Origin of the sequence: Pseudoalteromonas sp. SG43-1, from assembly GCF_014164415.1 — a bacterium.
Lineage (GTDB): Bacteria > Pseudomonadota > Gammaproteobacteria > Enterobacterales > Alteromonadaceae > Pseudoalteromonas > Pseudoalteromonas distincta.
This window is the reverse complement of the sequence record NZ_JACJFD010000005.1, coordinates 51,992-78,374: the sequence shown is the minus strand read 5'-3', so window position 1 is coordinate 78,374 and position 26,383 is coordinate 51,992. Positions and strand designations below refer to the sequence as shown.

Below are 26,383 nucleotides of genomic sequence, written 5' to 3'. Positions count from 1 at the left end.
TAAAAGTACGACCGGTGTTGAAAACCTTTATTTAGATCAGTTAGGTGCGTTTGGTAACGTTGACCGCTACCCTGCTAGACGTATTATAACCATTGTTTACTATTCGCTCGTACGCTTTGAAGAAACCAATCTTGTGAGCGGCGACAATGCTTTAGAATGTGAATGGTTTGATGTAAATAACGTTCTCCCTTTAATGTTTGACCACGCCGACATTTTAAAAAGTGGCTTAGATTACTTACACTATAAAGTAAGGCACGAGCCGATTGGTTTTAGCCTGCTCCCTGAAAAGTTTACCTTGCTTGAGCTACAAGGAATTTACGAGTCGATTTTAAATAAATCACTCGATAAGCCTAACTTTAGACGTAAGTTCCAAAAAATGAACTTACTAATAAACTGCAAAGAAAAACAAACCAACGTAGCTCACCGAGCTGCTACTTTGTACCGTTTTGATATAAACGTATACGAAAAACTAAGAGAGTTTGGTTTTACATTTGAGTTTTAAATAAGCAAATGCATAATTAAATTAATGTTTGGTCTTTAAGGCCAAATAACATATTGCTAATATATATGTGATGTTTATAATTCGTCCGCATTATTAATATAAACTAATCAAAAGGAGCTTTTTTCTTGAAACTTACGCCGCCCTAGGCAACCACTCCCTTTTTTCATCAGCACGTTACGTGCAACCTTAATCGCCGCCTGCGCGAGAATCACTGTTATTTAAATAAAATACTCCCCTATACTTTGGGAAACTAACTAATTAGGTTTATTACATGTTTGATCACGTAAAAAGAGATTGGCTCTCTAATGTTCGTGGCGATGTGCTTGCTGGTATTGTTGTGGCGCTTGCCCTAATACCTGAAGCGATTGCCTTTTCTATTATTGCCGGTGTTGATCCAAAAGTAGGTTTATACGCCTCATTTTGTATTGCGGTTATTATTGCCTTTGTAGGCGGACGTCCTGGCATGATATCGGCGGCTACCGGTGCAATGGCACTGTTAATGGTAACGCTGGTTAAAGATCATGGTCTGGAATACTTACTGGTTGCTACCTTACTCACTGGTGTACTACAAATATTTGCAGGCTTTTTAAAGCTCGGTGAATTAATGCGCTTTGTATCGCGCTCTGTTGTAACAGGGTTTGTAAATGCGCTGGCGATTTTAATATTTATGGCGCAGTTACCTGAGCTGACTAATGTTACTTGGCATGTTTATGCGATGACCGCAGCGGGCTTAGGTATTATTTACTTATTTCCGTATATTCCAACTATTGGCAAAATACTTCCCTCTCCTTTAGTGTGTATTGTTGTTATTACACTGGTTTCAATATTTTTGGGTCTTGATATAAGAACCGTTGGCGACATGGGCGAACTACCAGACACTCTACCTATATTCTTATGGCCCGATGTCCCCCTAACACTCGAAACACTGCAAATTGTTTTACCGTATTCAATTGGTCTTGCTGTTGTGGGCTTACTTGAGTCAATGATGACCGCCACTATTGTTGATGACTTAACTGATACAACGAGCGATCGTAATAAAGAATGTAAGGGCCAAGGTATTGCTAATATTGGCGCAGGCTTATTTGGTGGTATGGCGGGTTGCGCTATGATTGGGCAATCAATTATTAATGTTAAATCGGGTGGTCGCGGCAGGCTTTCTACCTTTATTGCAGGCTCATTTTTAATCATCATGGTGGTGTTTTTAGATGAATGGCTGCAGTTAATTCCTATGGCAGCCTTAGTTGCGGTAATGATTATGGTATCGATTGGTACGTTTTCGTGGACATCTGTTAAGGATTTAAAAAAGAACCCGCTTTCATCAAATGTAGTGATGATTTCCACCGTTATTGTGGTTGTTGCCACGCATAACCTAGCCATTGGCGTTTTAGTTGGTGTGTTGTTAGCTACGTTGTTTTTTGCCAATAAAATTGGTCGCTTTATGGTGGTTAAAACCAAGCATGATGAAAGCAACGATAAAATAACCTATGAAGTCGTTGGCCAAGTATTTTTTGCCTCAGCTGAGCAATTTATTGCATCGTTCGATTTTAAAAATGCGGTTTCTAACGTGGTAATTGATTTAACCCATGCACATTTTTGGGATATAACTGGTGTATCGTCACTCGACAAGGTGGTTATTAAATTTAGGCGTGAAGGCGCAACGGTTAGTATTATTGGTATGAATAGCGCAACCGAAACTGTAATTGATAAATTTGGTGTGCATAACAACCCTGAAGAAGTCGAAAAACTACTTGGCGGACATTAAGGAGAATGCAATGACTAAAATAATTACCTATGTAGATGGCTCAGCCATTACTAAAAATGTAACCGATGCTGCTATTTGGGCTTCAAAAAAGCTAAATAAACCAATTAGCTTTGTGCATACAATTGAAAAAACGCAGCAAACTAATATCGGCGACTACTCTGGTAGTATTGGGCTTGGTGCACAGTCAACACTTCTTGATGAAATGACTAAGCTTGACGAACAACGCTGCAAAGTAAGTTTAAAAATGGCTGACGAATTATTAAATTCAGTAAGTGAGCATGCTAAATCGGCAGGTGTTACTAATTTTGAACTAATTAAGCGCCACGGTGATTTGCTCGATACCGTTATAGACTTAAAAGACGATACACGCCTTATTGTTATTGGCCAAAATGGTGCTGGACATAGTAATAGCTTCGCGGTGCTGGGCTCACATATAGAAACCTTAGTGCGCAATGCAACACAACCTATTTTGCTTATTCCTGAAACATTTAAACAACCTAAATCATTTATGATTGCGTACGACGGCCGCGAAACAGCCGACAAAGCGCTACAACAAGTGATTGATGGCGGCTTGTTACATGGTTTGCATTGTCATTTAGTGAGTATTAAAAATAACGAAAAAGACCTTGAAGAAAAATTTGTTAACGCACAGCACAAGCTTATCAGTATGGACTTTGAAGTGTCGGCAAGCTTTTTAGAGGGCAATATTTTTGACTCGTTAATGCAATATAAAGAACAAAATAATGTAGAACTAATTGTAATGGGTGCATTTGGGCACTCTAAACTAAGGCAGTTTTTTGTGGGCAGTAACACCATTAAAATGCTCGAGAACAGCGATGTGCCTGTGGTTATTTTAAAATAAATTTAATAACCTGCACCAAAAAGCCTAAAATCACTTAACTGATTTTAGGCTTTTTTGTTTTTGGCTTAGCTTCAAACTTTTCAAATAAAAACTGAATAAACGACGTAACCTTTTGAGCCACAAACTTTCTATGCTGCTCTGGCATAAATGAGCGCACGCCACGTTTGCTAAATGTTTCCATTATTTCTCGTTTACCGAGTTTGTCTTGTATTGCCAGCTCGCCTTCGTGAAAAGGGGAAGTATCTATTGAGTTTGTGTTTATCATTTTGCTTGTAATTCGTGTGCGTATTTCATGGGCTAAATTTAACCCAATACTCAATGAATGATAATGGGTGTTTTATTGACTGATAATGCACAAAACAATGACAATACTTGCACCCTCTTAGTGCCAGACGCGCACCAACATATGTCAAAACGGGTTTTTCATTCACTCTAAAAAAACATTAAATACTATTTAAACAACAACTTAAAAAACTGGCTATGTTTTTGCAAACACTCTATTAACAAGCCAGTTTTATTTACGGCAAAAATTTAGGTTGTTGGCACTATAGCTATTAGCAACCATCGGCAAAGAAGCCCGCACACAATTATGCTTAATGCGTATTTGTGGCGGGCTTTTTTGTTATTTGTATTTAAACCGTCACTTTAAGGAATGCCATATGCAAACCTCGCAAAAAATACTCATTATTGGTAATGGTATGGTCGGACACCACTTTGTTGAGCAAATGCGCCAAAGCGATGCCAACGCAGACATTACTGTACTTTGCGGAGAAGCAAATCTTGCATACGATCGCGTGTACTTATCAAGTGTATTTGATGGCAAAACAGCCGCCGATTTAGCACTAACAACTCACGACAACTACAAACAACTTAATATTAATGTGCATACCAGCCAGTGGGTTGAAGGCATTGATAGAACAGCAAAAATAGTAACCACGCTAACTGGTGAGCAATACCCGTACGATAAGCTTATATTGGCAACAGGTTCATTTCCATTTGTGCCGCCTATAAAAGGTAACGACCAACCTCATTGTTTGGTGTATCGTACATTAGAAGATTTAGAACAAATAAAAGCCAGTGCCGCTGTAAGTAAAAGCGGTGTTGTTATCGGCGGTGGTTTATTGGGGCTTGAAGCCGCTAACGCCATTAAGCAACTGGGGCTTGATACCCACGTAGTTGAATTTGCACCGCAGCTTATGGCTGTTCAGCTCGACGGGCAAGGCGGTACGCTACTAAAAAATAAAATAGAAAAACTTGGCGTAACGGTACATACATCAAAGGCGACCAGCGAAATAGTAAAAGGCGAAACGAGTCGCTTTAGATTAAATTTTTCAGACGAAACATTTTTAGAAACAGACCTAATTTTATTCTCTGCCGGTATTCGCCCGTATGATCAGCTAGGTAAAATTGCTGATTTAGAGCTTGGTGAACGCGGCGGTATTATTATTAATAACCAATGCCAAACGTCAGATCCTGATATTTTAGCCATTGGTGAATGTGCCCTGTGGGACAAAAAATTATTTGGTTTAGTTGCACCGGGTTACAACATGGCGCGCGTTGCAGCGAGTCAATTAAGTGGTGGCGAGCTTGAGTTTTTAGGTGCTGACATGAGCACAAAGCTTAAGTTGTTAGGCGTAGAAGTAGGCTCAATTGGCGACGCTCACGCAAAAACGCCAGACTGTAAAGAACTTATATATCAAGATGCTATTCGCGGCTGTTATAAAAAAATCATACTAAGTGAAAAAGGCGATAAATTACTGGGCGCTGTACTTGTTGGCGATACCAGCGATTACGATACTTTATTACAGTACATGCTTAACGACATGGACTTACCAGAAAACCCTGAGTGTTTAATTTTACCAGACAGCGGCGGCGCGCCGTCGTTATCGGGCAGTGCCCTACCCGACACCGCCACTATTTGTTCGTGTCACAATGTGAGTAAAGGCGACATTGTGGGTGCAATTGATGGCGGCTCATGCGATTTAGCCTCGGTAAAATCATGCACTAAAGCAGCAAGCGGCTGTGGTGGTTGTGCGGCATTATTAAAATCAGTTGTTGATAACGAATTAGCAAGTCGTGGAGTTGAAGTAAACAACCATGTATGTGAGCACTTTGCGTATTCACGCCAAGAACTACTGCACATGGTAAAAGTAGAAAGCATTAAAAGCTTTGATGACTTACTAACTAAACACGGTAGCGGTCATGGCTGTGAAATATGTAAACCTGCCATTGCCTCTATTTTAGCTTCAACATGGAACGACTTCATTTTAGAGCCCGCTCATGTTGGTTTGCAAGACACTAACGATACGTACCTAGCAAATATGCAAAAAGATGGTTCGTACTCTGTGGTACCACGTATTGCTGGCGGCGAAATAACACCCGACAAACTCATTGTAATTGGACAAGTAGCCAAAGACTTTAACCTGTACTGCAAAGTCACTGGTGGTCAGCGTATCGATTTATTTGGTGCGCGTTTAGAAGAGCTTCCTGTTATTTGGGAGCGACTTATAGAAGCCGGATTTGAGACCGGTCATGCCTATGGTAAGTCTCTTAGAACTGTTAAATCGTGTGTGGGTAGTACGTGGTGTCGTTATGGTGTGCAAGATAGCGTTGGACACGCAATAGAAATTGAAAACCGCTACAAAGGGTTACGCGCACCGCATAAATTTAAAATGGCGGTATCGGGTTGTACCCGCGAATGCGCCGAAGCACAAAGTAAAGATATTGGCATTATAGCCACCGAAAATGGCTGGAACTTATACGTGTGTGGTAATGGCGGTATGCGCCCTCGCCATGCTGATTTATTTGCGACCGATTTAGACACGCCAACACTAATTAAATACATTGACCGCGTAATTATGTTTTACATTAAAACGGCTGACAAATTGCAGCGTACGTCGGTATGGATGGAAAACCTTGAAGGCGGTTTAGACTACCTTAAAAGCGTAGTAATTGACGACAGCTTAGGCATTTGCGACGAGCTAGAAGCGCAAATGGAATTAATTACACAAACCTATGCGTGTGAATGGAAAAAAGCGATTGAAAGCCCAGATGCTGCCAAACGATTCCGCCAGTTTGTTAATAGCCCCGAAACCGACGACAACATTTTGTTTGTGCAAGAGCGTAACCAAATTCGCCCTGCTACAGAAGCCGAAAAACGTGAGCAACGTAATACACAAAACCGTATTCCAGTAATGGAAGTTGAACAGGAGCAAGCTGATGTCTTGGCATAATATTGGAACAATCGACAACCTAGTCGCTAATAGCGGCGTATGCGCATTAGTTAATAATCAGCAAGTGGCTATTTTTTACATTCCACAAAATCCAACGGCTGTGTTTGCCATTAGCAACTACGACCCGATTGGCAAAGCCAATGTATTGTCGCGTGGCATTATTGGCTCAGTCGACAATAAATTAGTTGTCGCATCGCCTTTATATAAGCAACACTTTTGCCTAGAAACAGGCGAATGTTTAGAAGCAGAAGCAATACACCTACCGGTTTTTAATGCAAAAATTGAAGACGGCAGTGTATTTATAAGCGCTGAACCAAAAGTTACAACAGCAGTGGCTTAAGGGAATAGTATGAGTGTACTGTCTTATTTTTCGGGTATTGAAAACGTGTGGCTAAATAAGCTTGTTACTAAGCTAACAAGCTCAAATAGTCGCAGCGTCAAAAGCGGCAACGTTTATATAATTGGTGCGGGCCCAGGAGACGCAGAGCTAATTACAGTAAAAGCGCAGCGTTTAATTAATACCGCCGATGTTGTTTTATACGATTGGTTAGTAAGCGATGATTTATTAAAAACGCTTCCTAAAAAAGCACAGCGAGTATTTGTAGGTAAACGTGCGGGTAAACATTCGATGACCCAAGCTAACATTTGCGAACTACTGGTTAAATACGCACAACAAGGCTTAAACGTAGTGCGTTTAAAAGGCGGCGATCCGAGTATATTTGCACGTATTAACGAAGAAGCCGATGCGCTAACTAAGCATAATATTAATTTTGCTATTGTTCCGGGTGTGACAACGGCTTGTGCTACGTCCGCTTATACGGGTATTCCGCTCACTGCACGCGATGTAGCGCGTAGTGTTACATTTTTAACAGCGCAGTTTGCCGATCCTAACAAGCAACCTCATTGGCAAAATTACGCGTTTATGCCTGCAAACAACAACCCCACTTTAGTGGTTTATATGGGGCTTTCGCGCTTACAAACGCTAAGCTGCGGTTTGCAATCAGTGGGCTGGCCAAGTAATACACCCATCGCACTAATAGAGAATGCCACTACTACTAAGCAAAAAGTAATTACCAGTACGCTTGAGAAAATAGTAAATGAGCATGCTAAACACAACCTTCAAGGCCCTACCCTAATTATGATTGGTGAAGTAATAAATCATAAAATGGCTATTAGTCCTGAGTTACTAAACAGTGTAAATGTTAACGCATGACGTAAAATGAATAATGCACTTTTCGCGCTTACTACCTCCCCAGGAGTAGGCGCTTTTTTTGTTTTTAATTTGGGTTCAAGTTGTGTGCAATAACATACTTAAATGCACCAAATAAGTTAAAAGTAATGGCAAGTTAAATTATAGAAACACAGTGACAAATAAAAATAATACTTTAAGCAATTGTATTAGCTTGATTTTAAATTCAATGATGAAATTTATTAATGATTGGAACAGTGGTTGCACTTTAAAAACAAAAAAGTGTGGAATAATACCAATGGCGACAAGCAACCCTCTCACAAAACAGTTTTTATTAGCGGCTAAGTATCAAGAAATACACGCGCTAAAGCAATTACAAAACAGTTGTGCCTCGCTTACTAAGTTAGGCGATTTTGTACATCAGTTACAAAAAGAACGTGCAATGAGTAATATCTTTTTGGCCTCAAATCGCGAGCGATTTAAAACCCAATTACAAGAACAAATCCCTTTAAGCAGCAGCGCACAAACTGCATTTTATGATTCTCTTAAACAAACATTTATAAACGACAACGCCGATACTGGTCATACTCGGTTATTTAATTTAATTACCTATAGCCTGCAAACACTTGACGCATTGCCCGAACTACGCAATCAAATAGCACAACAAAACATTAGTGCAGTGCATGCTACGCAGTCATTCACTCAGTTAATTGCTAGTTTACTCAATATTATTTTAGAGGCAGCAGATGGCGCAAGCGATCCTAAAATAACGCGTTTGTTAGTCGCATTTTTCAATTTTATGCAAGGTAAAGAGTACGCAGGACAAGAGCGCGCCTGTGGTGCACAAGCATTTGCAGCGAGTAAATTTACCACTGAGCAAAAACAACAACTCGCGCATTTTGAACAAGAGCAAAACCACAGCTTTGACTTTTTTAATGAGTACGCCGATGCGCACCTTTTAAAATGCTTTGCCACGTTAACAACACATCAGGTTAATAATCAGGTAGAGCAACTTAGAAGTTTACTGCAAAAACTCGATGACGAGAATGCTCAACCGCTCTCGCAACTAAGCGAAGTATGGTACGAAGTAACCACTACGCGCATAGATATAATGCACAAAATTGAACAAAATATAGCAGATCAATTAATTGATACTGCAGCAATGCAAATAGCCTGTGCTCAACGTAGTTTAAATACAAATAAGCAAGTACTTAACAATATGGCAGAGCAACACATAGCCCCTACTTTTGGCCAATTAGCCATTAAGCAACCAGAGCCAGAAGTAAACCAAAATATAGCGGCCGATAAGCTCAACAGTAATAAAACTATGTATGATTTAATTATCGAGCAAAGCCAGCATATAAAACAAATAAACCAAGCGTTACTTGATGCTAAAAAAGTTATTAGTGAGCAAAAGGTAATTCACCAAGCCAAGTACATACTTATTGAGCAGTTAAAGCTCACCGAAGAGCAAGCCCATAAACAGCTACAAAAACAAGCAATGGATACGCATAAAACCTTATTTAGCGTAGCGCAAACAATTGTACAAATGAGCGATTAAATATGCTGTTTTTACTTGGGCATGTTGATCTTTAGTAATACCACTACCCTAAATAATAGTTATTTATTAAGTTACAAATTTCACACCCAGATTGAGTTTTGCCTTATTTTGAAATTGATTCATAACCTGCTGACTATCATAAGGTAAAACCCTAATTTGAAGTCTATTAATAATGCAAATTATTCAACGCATTTAAAATAATCAACTACAATAAGTTAATCATTTGTTACACCTCATTTTAATGAGGTATATTTAATACTGTTGTAGGAGTTTGAATGCCCAATGTAGAAAGTTATATAGAAGGTGTATCATTAATAGATGAGCAACAATTAACAACTTCTCTTGATAATGACATTCAAACAAACATAGAAAACATTGCTGAGCTAATTTTAAACATTTTTGATGCGAGCTCATTTTCTATTGTTGCTAATCTGCCTCAACGTGCTGTCGAGCTATATAAATCAGGTTCAGAAATAACAGTAGCTAAAGAACAACTACCTAATGACGTTTTTAGTGAATCGATTATCGAGTCTAACCCTAAAATATTCAGAGTTATATCGCCTATCATTTTGCCCTCAGGTCTTAAGTTTGGATGGTTGATATTCGAGCGAGCAAGTGATTCACTACTTACAGAAAAAGAAAAATCGATTTTAAATAGTTTACAAAAAAACTTTGTAAATCAGTTAGTCCAACGTAAAAACTTATTAGATAAAATAAACAGTGCTAAGTTTAACTCAACAATTTGCGAGCAAAACAAGAAAGACGAAACTGAAAAAGATCGCTTAATTAAAAAATTACAAAAAATGAGCGATGAACTTGATGAATTTACCAGTATTGCTTCACACGATCTCAAGTCGCCATTAAATGCTATAAAACGTTTATTAGAATGGGTTTATGATGATTGCAAAGATTTACTCCCCCAGGAGCACCTAGAAAACTTTCAGCTTGTGCTCAGCCGGGCTAATAGAATGCAAGTACTGCTAGAAGATTTACTAAGTTACTCGAGAATAAATAGCTGTGATTCAACTCGTGCAAACATATCTTTAGAAAGTCTTTATCAAGATATAGAACAAATTTTAGAAGTTCCACAAACTGTCACTGTAGATATACACGCCAATAACGAAGTACTCGATATACCACTGATCCCTTTTAAAACTGTTTTTCAAAACCTTATTAGTAATGCAATAAAACATAACAATAAAGAGCACTCGGTTATCGACATTTCACTTATCCCCTCTAATCAATATTACATTATTGAAATAAAAGATAATGGTCCAGGAATTAACCCTAAATATTTTTCACTCATATTTAAGTTATTTCAGACATTACAATCTCGAGATGACGTTGAAGGGAGCGGCATCGGACTCTGTATTGCCAATAAGCTCATTATCAATTATGGGGGCAAAATTGAAGTAGCCTCCGATGGAAAGCTTGGCAGTACATTTACTATTTATTGGCCCAAAGTTTAACTATGAAATTATCAATTATAAACGAGCATAGTTTAGCTGCTCTTAGAAGGAACTTATGAATATTTTAATTGTTGATGATGACTTAGTTGATCGCAAATTAATTAAAAAAATGCTTATTTCTGATGGCTCTCATCATCATGACATTACCGAAGTAACGTGCGTATCCGAGGGCTTGAAAGTCATTGAAGACACGCACTTTGATATAATACTACTCGATTATAATATGCCTAAAGAAGATGGCATTGAAATGCTAATTGAAATGCGTGCAAAGCCTAAACTCGGTAACACCGCAATTATCATGATTAGCTCCTCAGAGAACTCAGCTTTGGCTATTGAGTGTATAGAAGCAGGCGCTCAAGACTTTTTACCAAAAGGTGATATAACGAGGGATAGTTTAAATAAAGCGCTTATATATGCCAAAAAACGCTTCGAGGCAGAACAACGTATGCACAACAGTTATCTTGCTGTAAAGCATATGGCAGAACGGGATCAGCTTACTGGTTTGTCTAATCGATATCATTTTGAAGAAATACTAAAAGTAATGATAGCTAACAATAAACGTGCTAAAAACTGCGTGGCGTTACTTGCTTTAGATTTAGATAACTTCAAAAATATTAATGATACGCTTGGCCATAGTGTCGGCGACGAAATTTTAATACAAACAGTAGAAAGGATTCATAGTTGCCTGAGGCAAAATGAAGGATTTGCACGCTTAGGAGGCGATGAATTTGCAGTTATAATAGGTGGAATTTGCAATATTAATCAAATAGGTATGATAGCAAATAGAATTTTAGCAGAAGTTTCTAAACCCTTTTTGCATGAAGGCAGAACTTTAAATTGCAGTGTTAGCATTGGAAGTGCCATATACCCAAATGATGCTACTGAATCTCATGAACTGCTAAAATGTGCTGACATTGCAATGTATCGCTCAAAGCAAAGTGGTAAAAGTAGAATTAGCTTTTACAAAGAGCAATATCAGTACGAATTTAGTCGCCGAGTAGATATTCAAAATAGTATAAAAGAGCATATAGAGGAAAAAAACTTTAGGCTATTTTATCAACCTGTTTATTGTTCAAAAACACAAATAATGACAGGTGTCGAAGCCCTTATCCGTTGGCCAGGTACAACCATTCATTATACTCCTGATGAATTTATTCCTATTGCTGAAGAGTGCCGATTAATAGCCCCTCTTGGAAAATGGATAATTGCGAGCGCTTTAGAGCAGTTATCTTTATGGCAGCAAAGCTATGAAACTCCCTTAACACTATCTATCAATATTTCACCTATTCAGCTACAAAAAGAGATTTTAGAGAGCTATTTATTAGAGACAGTCAAAACATACAACTTAAAAACCAACAGTATTATTCTTGAAATAACAGAAACAGCTTTTATGGAAAATAGTAAAGAAGTGATTGAGATATTAACTTCTTTGTCTAACAAGGGATTTAGGATTGCTTTGGACGATTTTGGTATGGGGTACTCATCCATATCTCATCTAATATCTTACCCTATTGATATAGTAAAATTAGACAAAAGCATGCAGTCGTTGGATGGAGAAAATAATAAGCGATTAAAAATAATCGAGAGTTTATCTTTAATGCTAAAAAAATTAGATTTTTTTGTGGTAGCTGAAGGAATCGAAACGAAAGCCCAACATCAGCTATGTAAAAAACTAAACATAGACTACTTGCAAGGTTTTCTATTTTCAAAACCTATGCCTGCAAACGAGATTAACTTGATACTCGATGGCTATTGTAAAAAATCATCCTTAAATAAATAGGTTATTTTGAGCCTCTGTAAAATTGAAGCTTAAATCAGACACCTATATAACTTTAAGCTAAAAACCTTTGGTTTGAGCCACATACTCAAACTAAAGGCTCTTCAATTGGCACAGCCTAATAGGTTAAAACTTAAAATACATGCACATCAGCTGTATTTATCTAAATGCTGACCAATAACAGCCATGACTTTTTCTTTTAACTCTGCTGCCTGAAAACTTCCTTTTACAAGGTAACCTTTTACAAAGTCGTGTGACATTATAATCTTTTTTTCTTCTTCTCTTTCAGATGAGCTAAACATCATAACTACACACGAGCTTATCTCTATCATTTTTCTGAGTTTAGAGAACTTCTCTAAAAATTGAATGCCATTAACTTTTGGCATATTAATGTCTAAAAATATAAGAATTGGAGGAAATCCATCAGGGTACTTTATTCTATTAGATTCATAATTTTCTAAAAATTCTAATGCTTCTTGACCATCTTTTTTTTCAAAAATTGTAAGATCTAACTTGGCTTCTTTTATTAGCCTTTTAAGAATATACCGGTCAACTTCGTTGTCATCGACAATTAATATAGGGGGTTTAATTTTTGTCATATTAGCTTATCCAATGGTATTACTATTTTAAATGTTGTGCCTTTATCAGAGCTTTGCAGTGATATTTCACCGTTTAAGTACTCAATATGTTTTTTAACCAACGCCATCCCTAAACCAGAGCCCGTACTCGTCTGTGCATGAAATCGCTTAAACATATCAAACACTTCACCTTGATGCTTTTGTGGTATTCCCATTCCGTTATCTGTAACAGTAATAAAAAACGTCTCTTGCTCATTGAAAATATCACAGCGGAGATAAGGGGAGTCTTTATTTCTGTCGTAATACTTCAACCCGTTTGAAATTAAGTTTTCAATAATTTGAGCAAAACGCGCTTTTTCTGACTTTATAGGTACTGATAGATTAATTGTTGTCTCGAGCTTACAAGGGTTGTCTTTCATAAGCCAAGTGAGTCGCTCTTTCATATCAATAATCAACTGATTAAAATCAATTACATATCTATCTTCACTACCAATTTCAGCTTTAGCTAATAGTAAAATATCAACAACAAGTGTCTCTAACTTTTCCATTTGTTGATAGATAACCAATGCATTTCGACTTGCCTCTTCAGTATCTCCTGCTTTTATATCTTCAATAACAAAATGCGCTAGGGATTTAGCCCCTGACAACGGTGATTTCAGGTCATGAGAAGCTCGATAAGCAAACTGTGCAAGTTCGTCATTTGCTTGCTGCAGGGAGGCTGTTTGGCTATTTATAATCTCTTTGAGTTCAATACTGTTTTCAATATTTAAAAGATCATTTTTAATCCGCTGCCTGGCCGCGATAACGAGTGCTTTTAATTCACCCGACGTTTTTATATCAAGCTCATCATCTAGGTTAATATTGCTTTCGGGTTTACTTGATAAGAGCAGGGTAAGATTTCGAATAGAGCTGGATATAGTACGAGAAAGGTAACTTATAAAAATAATATTAAAAAAAGATATGACGATAACAAGTGGAATTAACGTCATTAGTATAAACGATACTGTTTTTCTGATTGGTTCTTCAAACATCTCAGAGTGTTTGTTAAAGCTGACAAGTGCAGCATTAAGGTTTAGTAAAAAATCAGCTCTACTGAGCTCACCTTTTTCATACTGAGTAACTGACAGTAGTGTTTTATCCGCAATTTCTATATCTTTTTCACAAATTGTTAAAGTTTGCTCTGTGTTAATAAATTTCATAACAGCATAATTTAATGGATTTATTTCTTCAATACAGTCAATTGGTTGCTGCCTAATTAACAATATATCTGACTCAATGGTATTTATATCTATGGGGAGATCATTTTCTATTTTTTTAACTGACTTAGTAAGTTGATGAGTATATTTTAAGTGAAGAAAATTAAGTTGGTGAAACTTGGCCCCTTTAGCTATTTCAAAAGCTGAGTAAACAGTAATACTTACCTCTGCAGCTGTTAAAATCACAATAAGCATCAGTTTTCTGGAGATATTCATATACGACACCTATTTTAGCTACTAACCCAACAGTTTTTTAATAACACTATAATAATTATAGTATTTATCACATTAGGCATAGCAGGTTTTATCTTTTTTACTAGCTTCTCTATAAATAACAATTTACGCTTAACTTAGTTCATTTTTAATACAAAGCTTCTTTTTAATTTTAGTTTGCCACTCAAGAGCAAGCTCCGGCAATTCGAGTGCTGCTAATAATACACTTTCATAATCTGGATATTTTTTATCAAAAAAAGCCTGGAACAGTTTTTTTACTGATATGTCGTGCGAGGCTTTCTTCTCGATAACAACACTATCACCCGTTTTTGCAACGCCCTGCTCTAGTACCCTAAAATACACGCCAGTGCAGTAATGCTGCGTAAACAGTTTAAGGCTGTTTTTATTATTAAGGGCGATAGCTAATTTAAAACAAGGCACACGAGGCTGGCTTACTTCAAGTAATGCAGTACCAATTCGAATATGGTCACCTATGTGTATATTCGCTTCATCAAGGTCAGAAATCGTGAAGTTTTCGCCAAAGGCACCTACTGCCAAATCATCATTCTCGAGGGTTTGTTTCCAATAATCATAATGATTGTGCGAAAACGCGTAAACCGCTTTATCAACCCCGCCGTGATTAACTAAATCAGCTTGCTCATCCCCTATAATATTTAGCTTTTCAATAACAACAGGTTCGTTAGTTGGCGTTTTGAATATTCCCGTTTTCACCTCTTTACCATTATGAATAAGAGTTTTAATTTTAGAGATATTAGTCGAGATGATTTTCATTGCGATACCAACGGATGAGGAAGTAAAGATTAATTATGCAGGTTTTAAAATTATTATAAATAAATTTAAGCAAAAAATGACCGCTTAAGACTAAGCAGTCATTTAACAATATACAGTTTTTATTATTCTGCTTGTTTTAAAAAATACGTTTCGGCCAGTCCGTTATGTATTCCAGCTAAGTCTATTTGTATTTCATCGATAAAGTCATGCAACAGACCATTTTTAAGTACTCGTACGTCTTTATTTTCTAACTCAACAATTGCATCATCAATTGATTTAATAATTTCTGTTGAGTTTGGCAAAGGTAAAACCAATGCTTTTAATTCATTCATACAAAATAAAATAGATCGTGGGAATACTTTGCTGTGCATCACAAATTCTATTACATCAGCACGCTGTACTCTAACGCCCATTTCTTGGCGATACATTTGATAAGCACTTAACGAACGCAATAAACTGATCCACTGAATATTATCAAACGGCTTCACTTCTTCTTCATTAGTAATTAACGTAGCAGAGCGAATATCTAAAATTCGCGATGTCATATCTGCTCGCTCTATAATCGAACCAAAGCGGATAAAAACATAGCCCTGATCATGATTAATTGTGGCATCTAACGCCCCAAATATTTGATGGGCTGAATCTATAATCTTTTTTAAATAATCAAAACGTCCGCGCTTTGTTATCCCTTCTTTTTGATTATCTTTTACATAATAATAAAGAGAGTTAATTTCTTCCCATACATCTCGCGGTATTACATCGCGAATTGTACGCGCGCTTTCTCGTGCCGAAGTAATAGAGTTTAAAATTGACGAGCTGTTATCACTACCAACAAGTAAATACCTTAATGCTTTTTGTTCAGTAAAATCAGTATGGTTTTCTGAATACGCTTTACGCACACCAATAATATCAATTAATGGCTCCCAGCCGGTACATACGCCTTTGGGTAAGTCCATCATCAGTAAATTGTTAACGTTGATTAAACGAGCCACATTTTCCGCGCGCTCAATGTATCGAGATACCCAATATAAAGTTTCGCCTACTCTTGATAACATATTATTTAGCCTCTTCGTCAACAATCCAAGTATCTTTACTGCCACCACCTTGTGATGAATTAACCACCAAAGAGCCTTTAACCATAGCAACACGCGTTAATCCACCAGTGGTAACTTGCGTATCTTTACCTGATGATAAAATAAACGGTCTTAAATCGGTATGTCGACCATCTGGTTTATTACCATCAAATGTTGGTACTGTTGATAAATCTAATGTTGGTTGAGCTACCCAATTTCGTGGGTCCGCTTTAATTTGAGCAATACACGCTTCTTGTTCTTTTTTAGTCGATTTAGGACCAATTAATAATCCATATCCGCCAGATTCATTTGCAGGTTTAACAACAAGCTTATCGATATTTTTAATCACATGGTCGCATTCTTTCGGATCTAAACATTTGAACGTTGGGACATTAGCAAGTTTAGCTTCCTCGCCTAAGTAGTACTTAATCATCTCAGGTACATAGGCGTAAACTACTTTGTCATCAGCAACACCTGCGCCTGGTGCATTAACTAAAGCCACATTACCTTTAGACCAAGCACGCATTAATCCAGGAACGCCAAGTTGGGATTCTGGTAAAAAGGCTTCTGGGTCTAAAAATAAATCATCTATACGACGATAAATAACATCAACTCGTTGTAGCCCTGTGATTGTTCTCATGTATACACAGTCATCTTTTTCAACAACTAAATCGCGCCCTTCTACCAGTTCGCAACCCATTTCTTGGGCAAGGTAACAATGCTCAAAATAAGCGGAGTTAAATACCCCAGGAGTAAGTACCACGACTTCTGGTTTATCTTGTGGACGAGGCGACATTGCCGCTAGCATATCAAATAATTGTGAAGGGTAATCATCAACAGGTAAAATCGATACTTGCTCAAATAATTCAGGGAATACACGCTTCATTACAGAGCGATTTTCAAGCATATAAGATACACCAGAAGGAACACGCAGGTTATCCTCAAGCACATACATTGTACCGCTACCATCGCGTACTAAATCTGAGCCACAAATATGCGCCCATATCTTATTTGGCGGGTTTATTCCCACGCATTGCTCGCGAAAGTTAACTGATTTTTCTAGTAACCCTTTTGGAAAAACACCATCTTTTATTATTTTTTGGTCGTGGTATAAATCATCTATAAAAAGGTTTAGCGCTTCAACACGTTGCTTTAAACCAACCTCTACGCTTTGCCATTCTTTTTTACCAATAGTTCGAGGAATAATATCAAACGGCCAGGCTCTATCAATCATATTACCTTCGTTGTAAACCGTGAAAGTAATACCCATTTCTTTAATTGCTAAATCAGCAACCGCTCTGGCTTTTACTAATTCTTCTGCTGATAAATTAGCAAAAAATTGTGCTAATTGTGTTCCATGCGATCTAACGTTTCCTTGTGCATCAATTAATTCATCAAAGAAACCTTTTGTTTGGTACGCTTTCCAATCAATTTTCATACACTCTTTCACCTTATCCATCATCATATATGACGTAGTTAAACTGCTATTCCATTCGAATCATATCAACCGCTACATCAAGCAATTGACTACCGCCACCAAATACCACTCCTTTTAAAGGAGTTACGTCAGAAAAGTCTCGCCCTACGGCTAGAGTAATATGCTGATCGCGTGGTAAAACATTATTTGTTGGATCAAAATCAACCCAGCCAAAGTTTGGCACAAATACCGCAAACCATGCATGAGTTGCATCTGCACCTTCTAGCTTTTCTTCGCCTTCTGGCGGCATGGTTTCTATGTACCCACTTACGTATCGACCTGCTAACCCTACGCTACGTAAGCATGCAAGCGCAAAGTGTGCAAAGTCTTGGCAAACGCCCCTTTTTTGTGCAAAAACAGTGCTCAAAGGCGTACTAATTGTTGTAAAACCAGGATCATAATGAAATTCATGAAAAATCCGTGCCATTAAATCTTTGCATGCAGAAATTATATTTTTGTGTGCATCAAACGAAATTAATGCGTATTCCTTAATTCCTTTATCTATTGGAATAAGTTGTGAAGGTAGTACAAATTCAGACGTTTTTAATAATTCTGCCGTATTTGGTTTAACCAATAAATCACGTACTTTTCGCCAAGTAATATCAACACTCTCTAAATTGCTATTAGCGCCGACTAACAGTTCTACCTCGCTGATCATCGTTACTTTAAGTTTTTTATGCTGTATTGCTATTTCAAACGCTGTTACCTGATTATTAAAATAATCAGTAAATGTTTGTAAGTAAGTCGGAGTAGGTTCAATTTCTATACGACTACTGTGGCATATTTGCCCGCGATTCGTTTTTGGCGTTAATCGCGCTTGGTTTTGACACAAACTAACAAAGTCTGAATAGTTGTATGTAGTCGAGTGCTTTATTTTATATTTCACGATTGAGCTTGCTCAATATTAGTCCAGTTCAATTTATTTGCCGTTTGGGTATGAGAAAAATACTGTAGTAATAATACATCACAAAATGTATCTAAGTTCATACGCGTATTATGGTTAAATTCGATTAACTGGTTACGTTGTCTATTTTCACTTTTTTGTAGGTAATCTTTCTCAGTTACATAACAACTTGTTTTAGATAGTAAAATTGCTTTTTCGTGTGCCGCAATTACACCTTGTCTGCGTTTTGTGGGTAAATGCTTACACAACTTATTAATTTCCTCTAACTGAAATAATAAAGAACGTGGGTATTCAGCATCTAAAAGTAATAGCTCAAGTCCTGTACCAATGGTTTGATACATTCTGTATCGGCGCTTATGCGTAACTAAACTAACTTGGCAACTTAGTACTGCTTCAAGTAAGCCAAGCTCTTCGGGCTCGTCTAACTCTTTGGTTAATAAAGCCGCACTTAATGATGTTATTTGTAAGCTACGCTCTACTCTTCTGCCCATTTCGAGTAAAAACCAGCCATTACTATTTGGCATACAATCTGTAATCGAGCCATTAAAAGCCATAATTGAGCCTATAACTCTATCTAGGCTGCTTTGCATTGCACGCGTTGGAATATTAATATTTACATTTTTAAATACTTTAATTTGCTCATTAATATCATCAATTATTCGGCGGCTATCATGAGATAGTAATTCTTGAATTTGCACCGACGCATTAGCAATGTACTTTAATGTATTAATAATACTGCCAGCGCATTGCTCGTCTGCAAGGAGTTGAAAAGCAGTTTCTTTAGACAGATTTACATCAATGCCATCTAGTTTTAAATCAGGTTCTATATAGGGATAAACAATATATTGCGACCTAATGGCATTAGAAAGCCGTGCAACTATACTTTTTCGTATTGAATCTGGGTAAACAGAAAATTCGGTGTACTTGTCTATAAAAATACGCAATATACGTATGGTATTTTCGCAGCGTTCTAAGTATCGGCCCAACCAAAAAAGGTGCTCAGCCGTACGGCTCGAAATAACCCCTTCGAGTAGCGTTACATCCATTCTTTTTCTAATTGGCACCGGTGGATTATGCTCGCCTAAATCAACTCTATCGGCTGTATTTATCCATGTATCTTTGATCCGACCAGATATTCTCGGGTTGTTACTTTTTTCGTTCGAAAAACACAGTGCTGAAGGAAGTACTTCTACGCCATTTTCAGTGGTTAATGCATAGCATCTAAACACCACTGGCTTGGAGATTAATTGCCCGTCATGCCAAAATGGTGCACTGCTAAAAGAAGGTTTTTCTTGGAAAAAGTAATTATCGGGTTCTTTGCTAATAAGTAGCTTTATTTCTTGCTCGTCTAACACTCCATCTAACTTGAGTGTAGGGTCTATAGCAGATAGTAGTTCGAGGTTATTCCAATCAACGGCTTGCGCTTCTTTTACACTTAAATAATTTGGCTCACCTAACAACAGGGGTTGTTTTAAAATTTGCTGCGATAACTTTTCTAAGTTGCACTTTATTGAAGGTGACGAGAGCACACCGCTACCAAACGGGTTTAAAACCTTAACCGACCCTTGTCGAACCGATTGTAATAAGCCCGGAATACCATGAAGTGAATATTCAGTTTGCTCTAAAGAGTCAATACAACGATCAGAAACCCAGCGTAAAATGACATTAATTTTACCCAAGCCTTGTAACGATTTTAAACAAACGTCACCACCACGTACGGTTAAGTCGGCGCTTTGTACTAATGTATAGCCAAAGTAGGTAGATAGGAATGCATGCTCGTTGTAGTTAGGGTCATCAATTCCTTGGGTAAGGATTACAATGCGTGGGTCATCCATATAGTGGGTATATTCGTTAATACCCTCTTGGAATAAATTTAAAAATTCTTTAATTTGCTGAACATTACATTCTGCAAATTCTTCAGCCATTACACGCCTTGCAATAATACGGCTTTTAATTAATAGCCCTAAGCCCAGCGGGCACTGGCAATGATCGCTTAATACTTTAAATTCGCCTGTTGGCGTGCGGTAAACATCTAATGCTGTAAAAAAAAGTGTTAATTCGTTACTAGGTAAACTAAAACCTTCGCGTAAGTAATTAGGGTCTTGAAAAAGCTGCTTTGCAGGAATATGGCCATCAACTAATAGAGTTTGGTCACCGTAAATATCTTGCTGAATTTTATTTAATAAAAGGGTTCTTTGTTTTATTCCCTCTTCGAGCAAGGTCCAATCAGCTTTTGATAACATAAAAGGCAACGGGTCGAAGTGCCATTGCTTATTACTTTCATTTTTAATATTGCCATTTTGTAGTAATTGGCTAATTTCTGTAGCGCGGCTACTAACATCATCTGCTGTTAGGCTAGCTAAACGCTTAAATAAAGTATCCCAATGTTCTGGGTTTAAACCACTGTGGTTTGCTAGTTCATCATGTCCATGTGATTTATCAAGGTATAAAGACAACCACTCAGGCAATTCCGGCATCGCGTTATTGTTAATATACAAGCTGAAATTGCTCCAATTTATAGTAAATAGCCGTGTTCATAATGATGCTTTAAAAATATTTAGTCATTCCACTTTAAATAATTTCAAAGTGGAATGACACAACTATCAATTATTATTTAAAGTTAGGCTGCCTGCGTAAATCCAAGGTATTTGGATAATCAGGATTACTACTTTCTTCATCAGGTACCACGTATTCACTTGCGCTTTGCGCCGACTGAAAACTATGCGTAACCGCCGATGGGCTCCAGCTTGGTTCTGCTGATGCAAGTAACGATGGTGTATGCCCATGCTCCCAAAATCTTGCGACTCTGCGCCCTTCTGCTTCAAATGCATTAACCGGTAGCGTTTCAGGATTACGACCCCCAGCATGGCTCACATGATATACAAAGCCTCCAACTGAACGTCCTTCCCACGTATCGATTAAATCAAAAACTAATGGTGCATGTACGCCAATAGTTGGGTGAAGCGCTGTAGGTGGTTGCCAAGCTCGGTATCGTATACCCGCGACCATTTCATCTTTTGCTTTACCTTTAACCGGTTTAAGCGGCACTCTTCGACCATTACACGTTACAACATAGCGGTCGCTCATTGTTCCTTGTACTTTTATCTGTACTCTTTCTAATGACGAATCTACATAGCGCGCCGTACCCGACGCACTCGCCTCTTCGCCCAGTACATGCCAAGGCTCGATTGCGGTTCTAAGCTCAAGTGTAACGTTATCAAGTTCTCGCGTACCACACACCGGAAATCTAAATTCAAAAAATGGATTTAACCAACTTAACTGAAATTGAAAACCTGCCTGTTGTAAATCGCGGCTTACTTCAGCTAAATCGTTTTCTACATATTGTGGCAATAAAAACTTATCGTGTAACTCAGTACCCCAACGTATTAATGGCTTGTGGTAAGGTTTTTTCCAAAACCAAGCAAGTAAAGTACGCAACAGCAGCATTTGCACTAAGCTCATTTGTGAATGCGGAGGCATTTCAAAGCCTCTAAATTCTACAATCCCTAAACGACCTGTGGCTGAGTCGGGTGAATAGAGCTTATCTATACAAAACTCTGCTCTGTGCGTATTACCCGTTAAATCCACTAATAAATTACGAAGTAGCCTATCAACTAACCAAGGTTCAGGCACCTCACCTTCGGGCATATGCGAAAAGGCAATTTCTAGCTCGTATAAAACTTCATCACGGGCTTCATCCACTCGCGGTGCTTGGCTTGTAGGACCAATAAAAAGCCCCGAAAATAAATACGATAAACCAGGATGATGCTGCCAATAGGTAATAAAACTTCTTAAAATATCGGGTCTGCGTAAAAATGGGCTTTGCTCAGGTGTTTCGCCACCCAGCGTTACGTGGTTACCACCACCAGTACCAGTATGACGACCATCTGCCATAAACTTATCGGTACCTAATCGGCATTCTTTTGCTAAACCATATAGCGTTGTAGTTCGACTGACTAATTGATCCCACGATGTTGAAGGATGAATATTTACTTCAATAACACCTGGATCTGGCGTTACAGCGTATTTTTCTACGCGGCTATCTTTAGGTGGGCTATAGCCTTCAATAACAAGCGGTATTTTAAGTGCTTTAGCCACACTTTCTATACTACTTATTAAACCCATGTAATGTTCAAAATGACTTGTTGGTGGCATAAATATGTATAAACGCCCCTCTCTCACTTCCATTACAAGGGCAGTTTTAACCATTTCTTTGCCAATAAAGCCTTTTTTAAGCTTTTTAGCTTTGCCAAAGTTTTCAGGAATATCAAACGGGTCGCGGTCAATAATATTGCCGCTCCATTCAAGGCTATCTAAGGGCAAGCGATACCCCATTGGGGATTCACCAGGTAATAAGAAACAATTGCCTCGTTTAAACTCCCACGTACACGACTGCCAGCAGTTTTTGCTATCGTTCCATTTTAAAGGTAGAACATAGCCAACAGGCTTTTCTATGCCTTTATCCATTTTAGCTAAAAAGCCTTTTCGGCTCATTGCATGGAGAAGTTCTGGTTGATCTGGCTTTATTTCGGTAGGTAATGAGGCTTCTTGCCACATGTGATATAAAATATCTTCATAAGCCGTAGTAAGTGCCTTGGTTTCAAGACCAAGTGAGTCACACAGTTTATCAGCAAACTTTTTAGTATCGGTATGATCAAATTTATAATCTTTATTAGGATCGGCTAATAGTGCAGCATCTTGCCATAAAGGCTCACCATCTTTGCGCCAATAACATGCGTATTGCCAACGTGGTAATGGCTCACCCGGATACCATTTACCTTGTCCGTAATGAGTAAAGCCACCTTTTGTGTATACTTTATTCATTTCTACAAATAAATTTTGAGCTAATATTCTTTTTTCTTTACCATCGGCATCAGTATTCCACTGAGGATGTTCCATATCGTCAATAGAAATAAACGTAGGTTCGCCGCCCATGGTTAAATGTATGTTTTCTTCATTGTAAACATTGTCAACGTGCTGACCTAAACGGTTAATTGCCGCCCACTGCGCCTCAGAATATGGCTTAGTAACACGTGGGTCTTCGTGTACACGCGTTACTTTATTATAAAAGCTAAACTCAGATTTACAGTCATCTATACCGCCGGTTACCGGCGCTGCCGAGCTTGGCTCTGGCGTACACGCCAATGGAATATGACCTTCACCAGCAAATAAACCCGAGGTAGGATCAAGCCCTATCCAACCTGCACCCGGAATATACACCTCGGTCCATGCATGCAAATCGGTAAAATCTTCTTCTGGACCGCTTGGGCCATCTAGTGATTTTTGATCTGAGGTTAGCTGTACTAGGTAACCCGATACAAATCGAGATGCCAACCCTAAATGACGAAACAATTGTACTAATAACCAAGCAGAATCACGACACGAACCTGTTTTTTTACTTATTGTTTCGTTCGGTGTTTGTACGCCAGGTTCTAAACGAATGCCATAACCAACTAACTCATAAATAGCTTGATTAACAGCGACTAAAAAATCAACGCTTCTAAGCGGCTCTTTAGGGTTTAAAGATTCAATTAATTCTTTAAATTTTGGACTGGCTTTGCGTTTTTTTAAATAAGGAGAGAGTTCTGACTTTGAAATAGCATCGTAAACAAACGGGAAGTTTTCGGCGTAATCTTCTAAAAAGAAATCAAAAGGATTAATAACCGTTAGTTCGGCGACCAAATCAACTGTAAAACTAAATTCGGTAGTTGGCTTGTTAAACACCACCCTCGCTTGGTAATTACCAAAAGGGTCTTGTTGCCAATTTATATAATGATCTTCTGGAACTATTTTTAAAGAATAACTTTTAATTTTTGTACGGCTATGTGGCGCTGGACGTAATCGGAATATATGCGGCCCCATATTAACTGACCGGTCGTATTTATACTGAGTATGGTGCGAAATCCCAACTGTAATTGTCATCTATTAATTCCCCTTTAATAATGTATGGCCACAATATAACGCTGAAAATATTATTTGGACTAATTCACTTGTGCAATTTTTATACCAAAAGACTTGCTTAAGTAGTACTGTTCATCCACTCGCGGCTCTTGCACAAAGCAACGTTATGCATAAAGGTTTTGACCTAATTAATAGGAAAAACACACCTATTCAATAAATAGTAAACTTAGTGTAATTTAAACCATCGATTTTAGATTATTAATGGTGCAGAAAACGCACCAAAATAGTGCTTCAAAATAACTTACAATTAAAGCTAATTAATTTAAAATATTGAAATAAAACAAATATATTTAGATTTTTTAAAATACTCACTGCGTTATTTATACCGCTAAACTGATATAATTAAAAGGATTTATTTAGAGTTTAAAAATCATTCAAAGTAATTATTAAATAGTAAGAAATAGTTCACGATAAAGCTGCTGTTAAAGTAAGTAACGGTGCTATACTAGATCGATTTTTAACCGCTTACGTTACAGTAAAACTAACGATCTCGATGACATAAAACAAGCAACTTTAATACATAGATGCTTACTTTAAAGATTAGTTTTGCAGTGGTGTGTTTTAATTTCAAACAAAACAGAACACGTCCAATTTGAAAAACCAGCACACCTCACTAACCTGTTAATTTTTCATTATCATCAAAGCTAAAGGTAATGCAGCACTAGGGCGTGTTGTTCTTTGGTGGTTGAATTTGCAGCAGTGTGTTTGGTATTTAAGCAAGGCAGAGTCTATGATGTGTGGTTGTTCCCCATACATAGGCGATAACGCAGCATAAATGCCAAACATGCGCTGCCCCTGGGTTCTTTCTAGGGACGATTGACTCTTTGTTGCTCGGTTTTTACTTAGCCCACTAGGTTACAAACCTCGCGCCGCGATTAAATCGCCCCTAGATTGAACAAATTTCAATCCCAAAAATCAACACGCCCTAGCGTATTTAAGATTTTTTAAATCAACCCAATCTACCTAATAGGATATTCTCTTATGCAAAAGCTAACAGATGTCGGTGAAAACTTAGTTAATGGTATAGCATCTCGTTATAACCTCAGTCACGATGCAGTAATTCACATGTTAGTTAGCGTTAATAACGGCGGTTGCTCAATGGCACAGTTTAATTGCCCAGAACTTGGTGGTTCTGGTCAATGGATGCGTGGCGGAATGACAATGGTTGGCGACATGTTTAACAACGGTTTAAAATCAACCGTTGATAACTTGTGCAACGAACTTGCTAATATATTGAGCAATAACCAAATATTTCCGGTTATTCCTGTAGGATCGCCTGGCAGCAATCAGTGGTGGCCAGGTAATCTAGGCAGCCCATTTAGCAGTGGTGCGCAAAATAATATTCGCTACGCTATATTCCCTAATCGCTTAGCCGTTGAATTAAATGGACAAGTGAGCGTATACGACACGTTAGATCATAATATTGGTGGTGTAAGCCAACAGCAAGGCAATAATACCTCTCTTACATTTAACAGTCAGTGGGGGACAATTAATGTAAATACCCTGCCATTAATTTCAGGGCAAACGCCAACGCCTCCAGAACCACAAAAAGATTTTACGCAGCAAGTAACGCAGCCGAATTTTGCATCGTCAACACCAAACCAAGTTGAAGCACCGGCTAATAATACTGTGGGGCAATACTCGGTAGACGAAACACTTCAAATTATTGAAAAGTTAGCACAACTTCGCGACTCTAATGCGTTGAGTGATGATGAATTTAATATTAAAAAGTCTGAACTTTTAAAAAGGATTTAACCACTATCCTCCAATAGCA

19 protein-coding genes are annotated in these 26,383 nt (G+C 37.9%); 10 read left to right on the top strand and 9 right to left on the bottom strand.

Translation table 11 applies throughout. The features are described from left to right. Window positions 1-133: 133 nt before the first annotated feature. The 3 genes from H5159_RS21025 (at window position 134) to H5159_RS06005 (ending at window position 3,126) form a co-directional block, all read left to right on the top strand. Entirely contained in the window at window positions 134-502 is a 369-nt protein-coding gene (locus tag H5159_RS21025; RefSeq protein ID WP_310742389.1) for an NrtR DNA-binding winged helix domain-containing protein, read from the top strand. A 271-nt stretch (window positions 503-773) separates the two neighbouring features. Then, a complete protein-coding gene (locus H5159_RS06010; RefSeq protein ID WP_182695775.1) occupies window positions 774-2,264 on the top strand; it encodes a SulP family inorganic anion transporter in 1,491 nt (496 codons plus the stop codon). 10 nt (window positions 2,265-2,274) lie between these two features. Next, a complete protein-coding gene (locus tag H5159_RS06005) occupies window positions 2,275-3,126 on the top strand; it encodes a universal stress protein (RefSeq protein WP_024596346.1) in 852 nt (283 codons plus the stop codon). A gap of 34 nt (window positions 3,127-3,160) precedes the next feature. On the opposite strand, the gene H5159_RS21020 is transcribed toward H5159_RS06005, so the two are convergent. Beyond that, entirely contained in the window at window positions 3,161-3,391 is a 231-nt protein-coding gene (locus H5159_RS21020; RefSeq protein WP_259399092.1) for a hypothetical protein, read from the bottom strand. A 394-nt stretch (window positions 3,392-3,785) separates the two neighbouring features. Between H5159_RS21020 and nirB the strand changes: the two genes are divergently transcribed. From nirB to H5159_RS05965, 6 genes are all read left to right on the top strand, one after another. Further along, complete coding sequence (gene nirB, locus H5159_RS05990) at window positions 3,786-6,359, top strand: nitrite reductase large subunit NirB (RefSeq protein ID WP_182779968.1); 2,574 nt, start codon at window positions 3,786-3,788, stop codon at window positions 6,357-6,359. Beyond that, a complete protein-coding gene (gene nirD, locus H5159_RS05985) occupies window positions 6,346-6,699 on the top strand; it encodes a nitrite reductase small subunit NirD (protein WP_182693842.1) in 354 nt (117 codons plus the stop codon). Before nirB ends, nirD begins: the two co-directional genes overlap by 14 nt. A 9-nt stretch (window positions 6,700-6,708) precedes the next feature. Further along, window positions 6,709-7,572, top strand: a complete 864-nt coding sequence (gene cobA / locus H5159_RS05980; protein ID WP_182779966.1) for a uroporphyrinogen-III C-methyltransferase — start codon at window positions 6,709-6,711, stop codon at window positions 7,570-7,572. Between the two features lie 274 nt (window positions 7,573-7,846). After that, window positions 7,847-9,109: a nitrate- and nitrite sensing domain-containing protein gene (locus H5159_RS05975; RefSeq protein WP_024606321.1), complete on the top strand. Its 1,263-nt coding sequence runs from the start codon at window positions 7,847-7,849 to the stop codon at window positions 9,107-9,109. 275 nt (window positions 9,110-9,384) lie between these two features. Beyond that, entirely contained in the window at window positions 9,385-10,578 is a 1,194-nt protein-coding gene (locus tag H5159_RS05970) for an ATP-binding protein (RefSeq protein ID WP_182779965.1), read from the top strand. A 55-nt stretch (window positions 10,579-10,633) separates the two neighbouring features. Next, complete coding sequence (locus tag H5159_RS05965; RefSeq protein WP_182779962.1) at window positions 10,634-12,358, top strand: GGDEF domain-containing response regulator; 1,725 nt, start codon at window positions 10,634-10,636, stop codon at window positions 12,356-12,358. Window positions 12,359-12,504: 146 nt separating this feature from the next. Here H5159_RS05965 and H5159_RS05960 read toward each other — a convergent pair whose 3' ends face one another. The 8 genes from H5159_RS05960 to H5159_RS05925 form a co-directional block, all read right to left on the bottom strand. Further along, window positions 12,505-12,954 (bottom strand): response regulator, encoded by a 450-nt coding sequence (locus H5159_RS05960; protein WP_024596059.1) that lies wholly within the window; start codon window positions 12,952-12,954, stop codon window positions 12,505-12,507. Then, window positions 12,951-14,405, bottom strand: coding sequence for an ATP-binding protein (locus H5159_RS05955; protein ID WP_182779960.1), 1,455 nt, complete (start codon window positions 14,403-14,405; stop codon window positions 12,951-12,953). The genes H5159_RS05960 and H5159_RS05955 overlap by 4 nt, the downstream gene beginning before the upstream one ends. A 129-nt stretch (window positions 14,406-14,534) precedes the next feature. Further along, on the bottom strand, window positions 14,535-15,194 hold the full coding sequence (locus tag H5159_RS05950) for an MOSC domain-containing protein (RefSeq protein WP_024604871.1): 660 nt from the start codon (window positions 15,192-15,194) through the stop codon (window positions 14,535-14,537). Between the two features lie 122 nt (window positions 15,195-15,316). Then, window positions 15,317-16,249: an alpha-E domain-containing protein gene (locus H5159_RS05945; RefSeq protein ID WP_007585221.1), complete on the bottom strand. Its 933-nt coding sequence runs from the start codon at window positions 16,247-16,249 to the stop codon at window positions 15,317-15,319. Window position 16,250: 1 nt separating this feature from the next. Beyond that, window positions 16,251-17,705 carry a circularly permuted type 2 ATP-grasp protein gene (locus H5159_RS05940; RefSeq protein ID WP_024604870.1) on the bottom strand — a complete coding sequence of 485 codons (1,455 nt, stop codon included), beginning with the start codon at window positions 17,703-17,705 and terminating at the stop codon, window positions 16,251-16,253. A 46-nt stretch (window positions 17,706-17,751) separates the two neighbouring features. Then, window positions 17,752-18,630: a transglutaminase family protein gene (locus tag H5159_RS05935; protein WP_182695782.1), complete on the bottom strand. Its 879-nt coding sequence runs from the start codon at window positions 18,628-18,630 to the stop codon at window positions 17,752-17,754. After that, window positions 18,627-21,146 (bottom strand): circularly permuted type 2 ATP-grasp protein, encoded by a 2,520-nt coding sequence (locus H5159_RS05930; RefSeq protein WP_182779958.1) that lies wholly within the window; start codon window positions 21,144-21,146, stop codon window positions 18,627-18,629. The genes H5159_RS05935 and H5159_RS05930 overlap by 4 nt, the downstream gene beginning before the upstream one ends. A 112-nt stretch (window positions 21,147-21,258) precedes the next feature. After that, entirely contained in the window at window positions 21,259-24,570 is a 3,312-nt protein-coding gene (locus tag H5159_RS05925) for a DUF2126 domain-containing protein (protein WP_182779956.1), read from the bottom strand. A 1,020-nt stretch (window positions 24,571-25,590) separates the two neighbouring features. Here H5159_RS05925 and H5159_RS05920 point away from each other — a divergent pair. After that, a complete protein-coding gene (locus tag H5159_RS05920) occupies window positions 25,591-26,364 on the top strand; it encodes an SHOCT domain-containing protein (protein ID WP_182716372.1) in 774 nt (257 codons plus the stop codon). Window positions 26,365-26,383 lie beyond the last annotated feature (19 nt).

Excerpts from the sequence above, each read along its gene's own strand:
- H5159_RS06010 (WP_182695775.1), top strand. The coding sequence starts at position 774 with ATGTTTGATCACGTAAAAAGAGATTGGCTCTCTAATGTTCGTGGCGAT.
- H5159_RS06005 (WP_024596346.1), top strand. The coding sequence starts at position 2,275 with ATGACTAAAATAATTACCTATGTAGATGGCTCAGCCATTACTAAAAAT.
- H5159_RS21020 (WP_259399092.1), bottom strand. The coding sequence starts at position 3,391 with ATGATAAACACAAACTCAATAGATACTTCCCCTTTTCACGAAGGCGAG.
- nirB (WP_182779968.1), top strand. The coding sequence starts at position 3,786 with ATGCAAACCTCGCAAAAAATACTCATTATTGGTAATGGTATGGTCGGA.
- nirD (WP_182693842.1), top strand. The coding sequence starts at position 6,346 with ATGTCTTGGCATAATATTGGAACAATCGACAACCTAGTCGCTAATAGC.
- cobA (WP_182779966.1), top strand. The coding sequence starts at position 6,709 with ATGAGTGTACTGTCTTATTTTTCGGGTATTGAAAACGTGTGGCTAAAT.
- H5159_RS05975 (WP_024606321.1), top strand. The coding sequence starts at position 7,847 with ATGGCGACAAGCAACCCTCTCACAAAACAGTTTTTATTAGCGGCTAAG.
- H5159_RS05970 (WP_182779965.1), top strand. The coding sequence starts at position 9,385 with ATGCCCAATGTAGAAAGTTATATAGAAGGTGTATCATTAATAGATGAG.
- H5159_RS05965 (WP_182779962.1), top strand. The coding sequence starts at position 10,634 with ATGAATATTTTAATTGTTGATGATGACTTAGTTGATCGCAAATTAATT.
- H5159_RS05960 (WP_024596059.1), bottom strand. The coding sequence starts at position 12,954 with ATGACAAAAATTAAACCCCCTATATTAATTGTCGATGACAACGAAGTT.
- H5159_RS05955 (WP_182779960.1), bottom strand. The coding sequence starts at position 14,405 with ATGAATATCTCCAGAAAACTGATGCTTATTGTGATTTTAACAGCTGCA.
- H5159_RS05950 (WP_024604871.1), bottom strand. The coding sequence starts at position 15,194 with ATGAAAATCATCTCGACTAATATCTCTAAAATTAAAACTCTTATTCAT.
- H5159_RS05945 (WP_007585221.1), bottom strand. The coding sequence starts at position 16,249 with ATGTTATCAAGAGTAGGCGAAACTTTATATTGGGTATCTCGATACATT.
- H5159_RS05940 (WP_024604870.1), bottom strand. The coding sequence starts at position 17,705 with ATGAAAATTGATTGGAAAGCGTACCAAACAAAAGGTTTCTTTGATGAA.
- H5159_RS05925 (WP_182779956.1), bottom strand. The coding sequence starts at position 24,570 with ATGACAATTACAGTTGGGATTTCGCACCATACTCAGTATAAATACGAC.
- H5159_RS05920 (WP_182716372.1), top strand. The coding sequence starts at position 25,591 with ATGCAAAAGCTAACAGATGTCGGTGAAAACTTAGTTAATGGTATAGCA.